The organism is Haladaptatus sp. SPP-AMP-3 (genome assembly GCF_049568665.1).
Classification (GTDB): domain Archaea; phylum Halobacteriota; class Halobacteria; order Halobacteriales; family Haladaptataceae; genus Haladaptatus; species Haladaptatus paucihalophilus.
In genome coordinates this window covers 1,379,548-1,391,972 of record NZ_CP145897.1, presented here as the reverse complement: position 1 = coordinate 1,391,972, position 12,425 = coordinate 1,379,548, and the positions used below count along the sequence as shown (strand labels likewise).

The following is a 12,425-nucleotide window of genomic DNA, read 5'->3' as shown; positions in this document are numbered from 1 at the left end:
ACAAAGTAATACCTCCAACCGATGAGCGAGTTAGGCAAAGTGGACAGCGAATTCTTCGAGGAGTACATCTTCCCGCACCTCGGCGCGGAGCGAGACGACGTAACGTTACAACCACAGCACGGTGTGGATTTTGGAGTATTCGAAGTCGGCGGCAAAGCGATAGCGACGGCGACGGACCCCATCTTCGTCATGCCCTCGCTCGGCTTCGAGCGGGCGGCGTGGTTCGCGTTTCACATCGTGATGAGCGACGTGGCGGTCAGCGGCCTCCGTCCGTCCCACCTCGCGGTGGATTTCAATCTGCCGCCGGAAATCACCGACGAGGAGTTCGCAACGGTCTGGCGGACGTTCGACCGCGAAGCGAGAAAACTGGGCGTCAGCGTCGTCACGGGCCACACCGCCAGATATTCGGGTTGTAACTACCCGATGGTCGGCGGAGCCACCGCGATGGCCGTCGGCGACCCCGAGAACGTCGTCCGACCGAACGGCGCGCGACCGGGCGACAAAGTGGTGCTCACGAAGGGTCCCGCCGTCGAAGCGACCGGCCTGTTGAGCAACCAGTTCGCGGACCTCATGGACCTCCCCGAGGAGGCCGCCGAAGAAGCCAAGGACCGCTTTTACGACATGAGTCCGGTCGAGGACGCCCGCATCGCGGCGGAGACGGGCGACGTGTCGGCCATGCACGACGCCACGGAGGGCGGCGTCCACGGCGCGCTGGTCGAGATGGCGACCGCGAGCGGGGTTCACCTCGACGTGAGCCGCGACGATATGCCGGTGCTTCCCGGCGTACTGGAGGCGTGCGACTTCTTCGACATCGACCCGTGGTCGTCCATCAGCGAGGGAACGCTCCTGCTGACCGTGGCACCCGAGGATGCAGAGAGCGTCGTGTCCGCGCTCGACGACGCCGACATCTCCGCGGGAATCATCGGCGACGTCCGCGACGGGGAAGGCGTCGCCGTCGATGGAGAAGAAATCAAACATCCCGAGTCGGACCCGTTCTGGGCCGCCTTCGAGGAGTTCACGGAGAAATCGACATGATGCGAACCGCCGCACCCGTCTCGCTCCCCGTCGCGCTGACCATCGCCGGAAGCGACTCCGGCGGCGGGGCGGGGATTCAGGCCGACCTGAAGACGATGGAGGCCCACGGCGTGTTCGGCACCAGCGCAATCACGAGCGTCACGGCACAGAACACCCGCGGCGTCGAAGGGTTCGCCACGCTCCCCGTCGAGGAAGTCGAAGCCCAGTGTGAGGCCGTCCTCTCCGATTTCGACGTGCGAGCGGTCAAGACCGGCATGCTCGCGGAGGCCCCCGTTGTGCGGAGCGTCGCCGAGCAGGTCGCCGAGGTGGACGTCCCGGTCGTCGTGGACCCCGTGATGGTCGCGGCGTCGGGCGACCGACTGCTCGACTCGGCGGGCGAGGAGGCCTACGAGGACCTGTTCGAGCACGCGACGCTCGTCACGCCGAACGCGGACGAGGCCGAGGTCCTGACCGGCATCGAACCGACCGACGACGAACGCGCCGAAGCGGCGGGCGAAGCCCTCCGCGAACTCGGCGCGGACGCCGCCCTCGTGAAGGGCGGCCACGTCCCCGGCGAGACGGTTCGGGACGTGTTGGTTACGGACGACGGTACGACGGTCTTCGAACACCCGCGAATCGACACCGACGCGACCCACGGGTCTGGTTGCACGCTCGCCAGCGCCGTCGCGGCCCGACTCGCGCTCGGTGACGACCTCGAAACCGCGGTATCAGGAGCCACCGACTTCGTGGAGCGGGCGGTCCGCTACAACCTCGACGTCGGCGAGGGACCGGGAGCGGTCCACCACCTCGCCGAACTTCGGAACCGAGCGGCCCGAAACGACACCGCGGAAGCGGTCGAAGCGGTCGTCCGCTCCTTCGTCGAACGCGATGTGAGCGCGCTGGTCCCCGAAGTCGGCATGAACGTCGTCGGGGCGACGCCCTCCGCCGAGAGGGTGGGAGAGACCGCCGCCGTCGAAGGGCGAATCACCCGCACGCTGTCCGGCGTGAATCCGAACCGCGGCGTGCGCTTCGGCGCGTCGAGTCACGTGGCGCGGTTCCTGCTCTCGGCGCGCGAGTTCGATTCGGACTTGCGGTTCGCCGTCAACTGCCGGTTCGACGCCGACGTGGAAGACGCGCTCTCGACCCTGCGCGGCGAAGTCGCGGAGTTCGACCGCGACGCGGAACCCGAGGACGTGAAGGCGGAAGAGGGCAGTACGATGGGCTGGGGTGCGAAACAGGCGTTTCAGTCGGCGGACGGAACGCCCGTGGCGATAATCGACCGAGGCGAGGTTGGAAAGGAAGCGATCGTAAAAATGCTGGCGGAGGACGCGGAGACGCTTCAACGCCGGACGTTCGCGGTGTTGGATGCGCTTCGCGCAAAAGAGTGACGACGGTCGATTCGGGAGTCTACCTGACTCAAGGAGAGAGTCCCGCCCTTTAGGGCGGGCGTGAATCCGACACCCCACGACACAGACCACGCTCGACGCTTATTTCGGGGTATCCTCCCTGACTTTCTTCTCGCCTTCGAGGAGCAACCCCTTCCACGTCAACCCACGGTGCTTCTTCAATTCGCTCAACCTCTCATACTGTTCCTCGTCGTCAAACTCGATGCGGACTTCGACCATACAATAACACACAAACCACACACTCATGTGTGTTTGGATACAACCAGTAGTTGATGAAGCGATCCAACACGTTTGAGGTGACCCCTCAGTCCGACGCGGACGAGGAATTGCTTCGCCGCCTGTTGGACGCTTCTGCCGCTCTCTGGAACGAAATCAACTACGAGCGCCGCGAACACTACGCCGACCCAGACGGAGACGTATGGGACATCCGCGAATATCGCGGTCGCTATGGTGGTGTTCTCGGTGCTTCGACGGTTCAACAAACCAAGCGAAAGAATCGCGAAGCATGGAAGTCGTTCTTCAGACTCAAGAAGGACGAAGCCAACAGAAAACCCGGTTTCTGGGGCAACTCGGAAAACGGTCGAGAACTCCGCACGTATATCCGCAACACATCGTACTCGGTCGAGTGGGGCGAATACTCTCGCCTCGAAATTCTCGTCGGTCAAGACCTGAAAGACGAGTACGGGTTGGGATACCGCGAACGTCTCCGCCTCAAAGTTCGAGGTGAACCCAACTGGAAGGAGTACGAGAAGCAGGGTCGGTTGGAGTTGTTCTACGACGAGCAAGCACAATCATTCAGGGCCTTTCAGCCAGTCACTATCGACCATTCTCGGCTAGCACAACCACTGGCTTCGGAAGAAGCCGCTCTGGATATTGGTGCGAACAACCTCGTCGCCTGCACAACCACGACCGGCCAGCAATACCTGTACGAAGGACGCGACCTGTTCAAGCGATTCCGCGAGACAACGCGAGAAATCGCCCGGCTCCAAACACTGTTGGAGGAAGGCCGATACAGTAGTCACCGAATCCTCCGCCTGTACGACCGGCGTACCAAGCGTCGTGACCACGCTCAAGACGTACTCGCCCGTAACCTCATCGAACGCCTCTACGACGAAGGCGTTTCGACAGTGTATGTGGGCGACTTAACCGACGTGTTGGAGACACACTGGTCGGTTCGAGCGAACGAGAAGACACACAACTTTTGGTCGTTCAGAGCGTTCGTGAACCGACTGGCGTGTACCGCCGAAGAATACGGTATATCTGTTGAGGTTCGGTCTGAGGCGTGGACAAGTCAGACGTGTCCGAACTGCGGGTCAACCACGGACACGGTTCGGCATCAGGACACGTTGACGTGTTCGTGTGGGTTTGAAGGTCACCCCGACCTCGTGGCAAGTGAATCGTTCTTGAGACGTCGTCAGAAATCGGAGATCTCTGATCGGCGAACGAGACGCAAAGTATCTCGTCAACGGCAGACGACGGTAACACGGTCGATGGCACGGCCCGTATGCCTCAAGTGGGACGACCATAACTGGTCAGAGTTACCACGCTTAGTTCCCAACGAGGAGCATACGAACCCGCAAGTTGCCTCCGTGGGTCGGTAGCCGATACCCCCAGCGCGAGGAAACCTCGCCGTTTACGGCGAGGAGGATGTCATGCCATCATCTGCCGACAGCTTTCGGCACAGTCTTCCACCACGTCGGCACAGACCTGACAGTGGTCGTGGTCGTGTCGGGAGCACTCCTCGGCGCACTCCTCGCACACACCGGCACAGGCTTCGGCGAGCTGGTCGCTGTAGTTCGAGTTTCGCGCCATGAATCGGGCGTGCATCGACGCGATGTCGGCCACGTCGCGGCAGAGCCGGATGCACTCGGCCATCTCCTCGCCCTCGTCGGCACACCGGTCCGCACACCACTCGCAGGCTTGCGTCGCCTCGAAGCAGTCGTTGATACAGTTGTCCATCTCGGCGTCCAAGTGGTCGATTTGAGTGAGCGCCACGGAACGACGGACGGGAGAACGACGAGTGTCGATTCTGGTTGCTCACGCAACCGGCTTTTCCGACCCCCGGACGAACAGCCATAGCCCCACGAGGAAGACGAGGAGCGCGACGCATCCGACCGCGAGATGCCACCCGGCGACCCAATACGGGAGCACGACGACGTGCCGGGCGCTGTCGAGCAGGTAGTCGAAGACGGGAAGTTTCGTGGTTCCGGTTCCGACGTCGCCCGTCTCGCCCGTGGGCGGTCCGGCGGGGTACTCGCCCGGATAGCGGTCCGCCTCGTAGGGGAGCGTGGGGACGCGGGCGCTCCAAACCATCGCCCCCGACTCGTTCAGTTCGACGACCCGGTTGTTTCGGCTGTCGGTGACGAGCGTGTGGCCGTTCGGCAGGCGGTCAGCGTCTCGCGGCCAGTCGAAGCCGATACCGCCCGCGCCGTGGGCCTGCCACGCGGCGTTCCACTCCCCGTCCGTCCGGTGGAGTTCGACAACGCGGTCGTTCTCGCTGTCGGCGACGAGAACGGCGTCCTTCGAGAGGTACTGGGGATTGTGTTGCTTGTTCAGCAGCCGCCAATCCCCCTCGGCGTTCACGACGTCGACGACGCCCTCACCGCGCCGGAGGACGAGGAGTTGGTTCGCGTTCCGAACGCTGACGAGGTAGCGACCGGGGCCGATTCGGTCCACGTCGTTGATGTGGAGCCAATCGGTTCGCGTCGGGTCGGACGGCGGGTCGTACCGCTCGCTCGCGTTCCACTGCCACGTTCTCGTCCCGTTCGGCGCGACGGTGAACACCCGCTCTCCGTCCATGTCCGCGACGAGCAGTTCGCCCGAGGGGAGCAGTTCGGCGTCGTGGAGTTCGCTGTTCAAGCCCGAGCGGACGGGGAACGTCCACTCGTAGACGACGTGCGGCGAGGGCTTCGGGTCGATGATTCGCACGCCCGTCCGGGCGCAGGGCGACTCGTACGGGCCGCAGTTTCGATAGCCGTTATCGATGAACGCCGCGCGCACCGTCCCGTTCGGGAGCCACGACACGTCGTGATAGCCGTTGGCGTGACCGTACTGCCAGACGCGATGGCCGTCGGCATCCAGCGCGACGACCCGTCCGTCGGTCGTCGTGGACTGGACGCCGACGACGGTTCGGTTGGAAACCGGACCCGACGAGACGTTCGAAATCGGCGGCGTGAGGGCGGCGCTGACGACGAGCGTGCAGACGAGGCCGACGACGGCGAGTCCCATCAGCGTCGCACCCAGTTGCCGACGGGAACGGGGACGAACGGAAACCACGCGAGGGGAAACCAACGCCGTCGGGCGGCAAAACCGTACCGGCGGGACCCGCCGCATTCGACGGTAGTTTTCGCGCCGAATCCACACCGTTTTAGTCGGCGTCCACCCCACTGTCGTACATGATTTCGGTTCTCGCCTCCGGGGGTGCCCGCCGTGAGTGAGGGCGGTATCGTCGGGGAGTTTCTCTCGCTCAAAGCAGAGACGGACGCGGACGTGTTGACGATGCAGGTCGGCGACTTCTACGAGTTCTTCGCGGACGACGCGGAGTTGGTCGGCGACGTGCTCGATTTGAACGTCTCGAAGAAGTCCAGCCACGGCAGCAGCTATCCGATGGCGGGCGTCCCGCTCTCGGAACTGACGCCGTACGTGAAAGGGCTGGTCGAGCGGGGCTACCGCGTGGCCGTGGCCGACCAGTACGAGACGGACGGCGGCCACGCTCGACGGATTTCGCGGGTCGTGACGCCCGGAACGCTCCTCGAAACCTCGTCGGCGGACGCCCAGTACCTCGCGGGCATCGTCCGCGTGGACGACGGCTACGGGTTGGCCTTCGCGGACGTGACGACCGGTCGCTTCCTCGTCAGCGCCGTTTCGGGTCCCGACGCCGATTCCAAGGCCCTGACGGAACTGTATCGGTTCGACCCCGCCGAGGTCCTTCCGGGTCCCGAACTCCGGAACGACGATTCGTTCCTCGAACGGGTCCGCGAACGGACCGACGCCTCCCTGTCGGTTCACGACGCGAACGCGTTCGCGCCCGGCAAGGCGGCCCACCGCACCCGCGAGCAGTTCGGGACGGAAGCCCTGTCCAGCCTCGGATTGGATTCGGGCGACGGAGCGGAGGTGCGGGCCGCGGGTGCGGTCCTCTCCTACGTCGAGGAGACCGGCGCGGGCGTCCTCGGGTCCATGACGCGGTTGCAGTCGTACCACGCCGACGACCACGTGGAACTCGACGCGACGACACAGCGCAACCTTGAACTCACCGAGACGATGCACGGCGACCGGAAGGGGTCGCTGTTCGAGACGGTGGACCACACGAAGACGAGCGCCGGACGGCGGTTGCTGAAGGAGTGGCTCCAGCGACCTCGCCGGTCGCCCGACGCCCTTCGGGAACGCCAGTCGAGCGTCGCCGCCTTCGCGGAGTCGGCGCTCGCCCGCGAGGAGATTCGGGAGACGCTCGCGGACGCCTACGACCTCGAACGGTTGGCGAGCAAGGCCGTCTCCGGAAGCGCCGACGCCCACGACCTCCTCCGGGTTCGGGACAGCCTCGCCGTCCTCCCGACCGTCGCCGACGCCGTGGCCAACGCGCCGTCGCTGTCGAGTTCTCCGCTGTCGGAACTCGTCTCCCGACCGGACCGAGAAGGTGTGGAGCGATTGCGCGAAGAGTTGGCCGAAGCCGTCGCGGAGGACCCCCCGAACACGGTCACGCAAGGCGGTCTCTTGCGCCGCGGTTACGACGAGGAGTTGGACGACATCATCGATAGCCACGAGGAGAATCTGGAGTGGTTCGACACGCTGGCGGACCGCGAGAAGTCCCGAACCGGAATCTCGCACCTGCAGGTGGACCGCAACAAGACGGACGGATACTACCTGCAGGTCGGGAAGTCGGACACGGACAAGGTTCCCGAGGAGTACGAGGCCGTCAAGACGCTGAAGAACTCCGAGCGGTACGTCACCGACGAACTCCGGGAGCGCGAACGGGAAATCCTTCGCCTCGAAGAGCAACGCGGGGAACTGGAGTACGAACTGTTCGGAGAACTCCGGGAGCGAGTAGCCGAACACGCCGAACTCCTGCAGGACGTCGGGCGGACGCTGGCGGAGTTGGACGTACTGGCGAGCCTCGCCGTCCACGCCGTCGAAAACGGCTGGGTGCGGCCCGAACTCGTCGAGTCGGGACTCGACATCGAACAGGGTCGTCACCCCGTCGTGGAGCGAACGACCGAGTTCGTCCCGAACGACGTGCGGATGGACGACGACCGCGAGTTCCTCATCGTCACCGGGCCGAACATGAGCGGCAAATCGACGTACATGCGGCAGGTCGCGCTCATCACTCTGCTGGCGCAGGTCGGCAGTTTCGTCCCCGCGCGGTCGGCCCGAATCGGGGTAGTGGACGGCATCTTCACCCGCGTCGGGGCGCTGGACGAGTTGGCACAGGGTCGCTCGACGTTCATGGTCGAGATGCAGGAGTTGAGCAACATCCTCCACTCCGCGAGCGAGGACTCGCTCGTCATCCTGGACGAGGTGGGTCGCGGAACCGCGACCTACGACGGCATCTCCATCGCCTGGGCCGCGACGGAGTACCTGCACAACGAGGTCCGGGCGAAGACGCTCTTTGCGACCCACTACCACGAACTGACGACCCTGGCCGACCACTTGGAGCGCGTCGAGAACGTCCACGTGGCGGCGGACGAGCGAGACGGGGACGTGACCTTCCTCCGAACCGTTCGGGACGGCCCGACGAACCGATCGTACGGGATTCACGTCGCCGACTTGGCGGGCGTGCCGATGCCCGTGGTCAAGCGCTCGCGGGACGTGCTCGACAAACTCAGACAGGAGAAAGCCATCGAGGCGCGCGGGTCGGGGTCGAACGAATCGGTGCAGGCGGTGTTCGACCTCGGGTCGGGACAGTTCCAAACGAACGGTGCGGGCGGAAACGGGAACGGAAGCGACACGGGCGGGACGAACGATGGCGAGGAATCAGCCGCCGCCGGTCCCTCGCTCGACCCGGAGACGGAAGCCGTGCTCTCGGAACTCGCGGGCGTCGAAGTCGCCGACATCTCGCCCATCGATTTGATGTCGAAGGTACAGGAGTGGCAACAGCGGGTCGAAGAGCGATAAATCGAGTAAAAGCCGTTTTACGCCCCGAACGGGTCAGAGCGGGCGAGCGGTCGCCGACTATTCGCCGGACGAGTAGTCCACCGTGACCGTGGCGACGCCGTAGATGTCGTCCCAGTCTTTGTCCTCGTCCATCAGCAGGACCATGAGTTTGACCTCGCCGTCCTCGACACCGGCATTTTCCAGTCCGCCGGGTCGAATGGTGATGGTGAACTCGCCGTTTTCGTCCCGGGAGACGTCCATTCGCTCGATGAGCGTCCCCTCGGTCCGGGTGAACCGGGACCCGTTGTCGAGCGACCCGTCGGCGTACACGAGGAAGAACGGTTCGCCGTTCACCGTGCCGTGCTCCGCGGGGTCGATGTGATGCATGTCGGTGTTGGCCTCGACCTTCAGGTCGAAGGCGGCGTACCCGCCGCTTCCGGACTTCGTGTTCACGACCGAGACGCTCTGTATCCAGTTACCGCCGTCCTCCGAGTCCATCTTGTTCTGGAGCGGCGTGTTCGGGGCTTTCGGTTCCGACCACGACGACTCGGCGGTCGTGGTCGTCGCTTGCGTTGTCGTCGCCTGTGCCGTCGTTGTCGTCGTGACGTCGGACGACGTGTCCGTCGTTCCGTCGCCCGCGTCGGTCGATGTACTCGTCGTCGATGCCGTCGTGTCCGTCGGTTTTTCGATGGTCGTCGTGGTCGTCTGGTCGTCGTTACCGGTGAGCGACGCGCACCCGGCGAAGACCACGGCGAGGACCAACAGGAGCGTGATACTCGTTCTCGTCATATTTACGGATGACCTCGGGCAGAAATCCACGTACTGACCCATAACTTTGCAGCATTTTTTCGTTAGTTACAACAAACGGAGTATGAAATACACGTCGGAGAATCGAGAAGCGTAGTTCGATTTCGTGGACGACGAGAGATACCGGCACGCCGTTGGTATCGTCCCATCCGTGCTTGTCCTAACAACTGACCAATCGTACAACCATCGGTGACATGTATCCGAACTAATGGTTCGAAAGCGGCCGAACGTGGAGAATCGAGACTCGAGGGAACGGCCGCGAAGCGTCGAACGGGAGGCCTCACCGACGGCGGACAGGGTCAGTTCCTTCCGACTTATCTAACTCGGAATAGTTATTTGAAAGAATTCCGATATACTCGATATGACTTCGGAGCTCCAGTTTCGGGGGGACGACCCCGATTCGAACTTTCAGACGTGGTTACAGCGGTTGAAACAGCGGGGAAGCAACATCCTCGTGACCGGGAACGTGCCCGATTGGATTTCCGCGAAGGCGGCCCGCGTGCTGTTCGGCTACGGGGAGCGACGGTATCGAATCCTCGCGCTCATCGACCGAACCATCGACAGCCCCGAATCCCGGCTTCCGAAGCGCGCGTCCCCCGCCGACGCGACGACGTGGATAATCGACCAGCGAAACGGGGAGCGGTCGATTCCGACCGCCGCTGTTCGACGCGCGAATCGAACTTCGACGGAAACCCGGAATGAAGGCCGAACAGCGCTGGCACGTCCCGGAACTCGACAAAACGACGGTGTGGATAGAACTATAATCGCCCCGAAACATACAACAGAGAATCAGACACATGGAGTTCGATACACTCGACCGGCGTTGCGGACTCACCATCTTCGACCCTGTCGAGAACGTCCGATTTGAACTCTACACCGAGGACCCTCCCACGATGGAACCCGCCGGGACGACGGAGTTTTACTTCCCCATCGACGCGGCGGTCGGGTTCGAGGCGACGGGCATCGAGATTCCGAATCACCTCTCGGTCGTGGTCCGCACCCAAGACGGGTCGATAGTCACCGACGCGACGACGTTCGACGGGTTGGAATTCCCGTTCGACGACTACCTGCTCGAAGTGCAGAGCACGCCGATGAAGCTCTACATCGCGGTCGAGAGTTCGCTGGTGCTCGACCACGGCGAAACGTCCGCCATGATTCGGTTCGACGGGCGTCGCCGGGCGCGCGTCGGTGCGCGGTCGTTCCACGAACGCCCCACGGGGACCGTCACCGTCACCGACGACGTGGAGGACGCGATGGCCGCCCTCTCGCTGCTCGGGTCGGCGCTGAAGACGACGACCTGTGAGCGGTCGTTTCCGACGCTTCGCGGCCATCCGCCGCTCATCGAGCGAGGCGAGTCCTTCGACGTACCGGACAGCATCGAGCGACCGGACACGGGCGTCGAACTCGTCCTGCCGCCCGAACGGAGCTACGTGTACCCGGCGGCGTCGCTGGCGTACTACCTCGGCGCGGAACTCGTCGTCGGCGACGCGCCGCGGTTGCGGGTCGGGGAGTTCGAACGCTCGCTTTCGGGACCCGGCGGGTACGAAGCCACCGTCAACCGCATCCTCAGACAGACGTTCTTCCTCGACTGTCTCACGCGGACGGAGGGCTACTACAAGGTCGAACTGCACGAGCGCGAGCGGGTCGAACCGCTGGTGGACCTCGATTTCGCCGACCTGTACGACCGACCGCTCGCGGAGCAACTGCCCGAATACCTCTCGATTCCGTTCGAAACGCTCGAACCGCACATCCTCGATTGGCACCTCACGACGGACGTGGTGCCGACGGCGGAGACGCTTCCCGCGCTTCCGCACTTCGCAAGCGAATTGTCGCTGTTGCGAACGCCACAGCACCCCGACACGTACACCTCGCGGCCCAAGCCGAAGATGTTCGACGACTTCACGCGCACGGCGGTCGCGGCGGGTGACTTCACGCGGAGCGCGGACGACGCGTGGGACTGGGGCGACGACGAACTGTTCCAGATAGAGTCGGCGGATACCATCGAACACGCGTGGGTCGGCAACGGCTACCCAATCGGGGCCAACAAGGTGTCCATAGAGTCGTTGCGTCAGAAGAACGATTACACCGCGCCGGACGAGTCGGCGCTGACGGTCCACGTCGTCTGCAACGACGTGTCGATGGACGAGGAGAACGTCGTCAGTCGATTCTACGGACTCCGCGATTTCGTCGCCTTCGACGTGTCGATTCACGAGGAGACGACGACGGACGAACTGGCGACCCTGTTCCGGTCCGACGCCGACTTCATCCACTACATCGGCCACGTGGACGACGACGGCTTCCACTGTTCGGACGGGTCGCTCGACGCGAATTCCCTCTCGGAGGTCAACGTCGATGCCTTCCTGCTGAACGCCTGCCGCTCGTATCGACAGGGTGAAACCCTCGTCCAGAAGGGGAGCAAGGGCGGCGTCGTCACCCTCGCCGAGGTCGTCAACTCCTCGGCGACGAAGATCGGCCGCTCACTCGCCAGACTGTTGAACTGTGGATTCTCGCTTCGTGCCGCCCTCAGCGTTGCGAAAGAGGAGTTGGTCGTCGGCGTCGAATACGTCACGGTCGGAGACGGTGGCGTGACGCTGTGTCAGAGTGAAAGTGGTGCGCCAGCGATGTTTCGAGTTAGCCGAGACGGGAACGAGTTTCTCGTAGAGCAGTGTGCTTATCCAGCCTCAAGCTACGGGTTGGGTTCGATGGCGGCGTCAAATCTCGAAGACGACCCAACGCGATATCTCACTTCAGATCCGTTCACGGGATACGTACTGTCTGCTGAGGAGTTTAACAGTGTTCTAAGTCTCGAACTACTGCCTGTGAAATATAATAGAAGTATTTACTGGAGTGACGAACTTTCGGCCGCGGATTTATGACTCTCAGGGACCATTCGTCATGAGTGCTACCGCCGCCGACGTATTCCCCGCCTGCATCAGGAGCAGGCAGATAGCGAACAAAACGCCGATCATTCGTGGGTGCTGTGCGAGATACGATTGTAGGTTGTCCTCCGACATGCAATCAAATCGACTCTCCACGTGAATGTAGACTTTTCTTAAAGCTACTCACCCATGCAATATAGAAATAAATCGCGGAGAACACGACGAAATGTTG

At 63.3% G+C, this 12,425-nt stretch carries 11 protein-coding genes; 6 read left to right on the top strand and 5 right to left on the bottom strand.

Features of this window, described 5'->3' with window-relative positions:
- Window positions 1–21: 21 nt before the first annotated feature.
- Both V5735_RS07885 and thiD read left to right on the top strand, forming a co-directional pair.
- Window positions 22–1,035, top strand: coding sequence for an AIR synthase family protein (locus tag V5735_RS07885; RefSeq protein WP_423745858.1), 1,014 nt, complete (start codon window positions 22–24; stop codon window positions 1,033–1,035).
- Window positions 1,035–2,402: a bifunctional hydroxymethylpyrimidine kinase/phosphomethylpyrimidine kinase gene (gene thiD, locus V5735_RS07880; RefSeq protein WP_423746010.1), complete on the top strand. Its 1,368-nt coding sequence runs from the start codon at window positions 1,035–1,037 to the stop codon at window positions 2,400–2,402. The genes V5735_RS07885 and thiD overlap by 1 nt, the downstream gene beginning before the upstream one ends.
- 99 nt (window positions 2,403–2,501) lie before the next feature.
- Here the strand turns inward: thiD and V5735_RS07875 are convergent, their stop codons facing one another.
- On the bottom strand, window positions 2,502–2,639 hold the full coding sequence (locus V5735_RS07875) for a hypothetical protein (protein WP_423745857.1): 138 nt from the start codon (window positions 2,637–2,639) through the stop codon (window positions 2,502–2,504).
- Between the two features lie 53 nt (window positions 2,640–2,692).
- Here V5735_RS07875 and V5735_RS07870 point away from each other — a divergent pair, with 53 nt between their 5' ends.
- A complete protein-coding gene (locus V5735_RS07870; RefSeq protein ID WP_423745856.1) occupies window positions 2,693–4,021 on the top strand; it encodes an RNA-guided endonuclease InsQ/TnpB family protein in 1,329 nt (442 codons plus the stop codon).
- Between the two features lie 49 nt (window positions 4,022–4,070).
- On the opposite strand, the gene V5735_RS07865 is transcribed toward V5735_RS07870, so the two are convergent.
- Entirely contained in the window at window positions 4,071–4,415 is a 345-nt protein-coding gene (locus tag V5735_RS07865; RefSeq protein WP_423745855.1) for a four-helix bundle copper-binding protein, read from the bottom strand.
- Between the two features lie 42 nt (window positions 4,416–4,457).
- Window positions 4,458–5,648: a hypothetical protein gene (locus V5735_RS07860; protein WP_423746009.1), complete on the bottom strand. Its 1,191-nt coding sequence runs from the start codon at window positions 5,646–5,648 to the stop codon at window positions 4,458–4,460.
- Between the two features lie 201 nt (window positions 5,649–5,849).
- On the opposite strand from V5735_RS07860, the gene mutS reads away from it, so the two are divergent.
- Complete coding sequence (mutS, locus tag V5735_RS07855; protein ID WP_423745854.1) at window positions 5,850–8,528, top strand: DNA mismatch repair protein MutS; 2,679 nt, start codon at window positions 5,850–5,852, stop codon at window positions 8,526–8,528.
- A gap of 57 nt (window positions 8,529–8,585) precedes the next feature.
- On the opposite strand, the gene V5735_RS07850 is transcribed toward mutS, so the two are convergent.
- Complete coding sequence (locus V5735_RS07850; RefSeq protein ID WP_423745853.1) at window positions 8,586–9,296, bottom strand: hypothetical protein; 711 nt, start codon at window positions 9,294–9,296, stop codon at window positions 8,586–8,588.
- Window positions 9,297–9,675: 379 nt separating this feature from the next.
- Between V5735_RS07850 and V5735_RS07845 the strand changes: the two genes are divergently transcribed.
- Both V5735_RS07845 and V5735_RS07840 read left to right on the top strand, forming a co-directional pair.
- Entirely contained in the window at window positions 9,676–10,182 is a 507-nt protein-coding gene (locus V5735_RS07845) for a DUF7504 family protein (RefSeq protein ID WP_423745852.1), read from the top strand.
- Window positions 10,112–12,190 carry a hypothetical protein gene (locus V5735_RS07840; RefSeq protein ID WP_423745851.1) on the top strand — a complete coding sequence of 693 codons (2,079 nt, stop codon included), beginning with the start codon at window positions 10,112–10,114 and terminating at the stop codon, window positions 12,188–12,190. Before V5735_RS07845 ends, V5735_RS07840 begins: the two co-directional genes overlap by 71 nt.
- 3 nt (window positions 12,191–12,193) lie before the next feature.
- Here V5735_RS07840 and V5735_RS07835 read toward each other — a convergent pair whose 3' ends face one another.
- Window positions 12,194–12,328, bottom strand: coding sequence for a DUF7503 family protein (locus V5735_RS07835; protein ID WP_423745850.1), 135 nt, complete (start codon window positions 12,326–12,328; stop codon window positions 12,194–12,196).
- Window positions 12,329–12,425 lie beyond the last annotated feature (97 nt).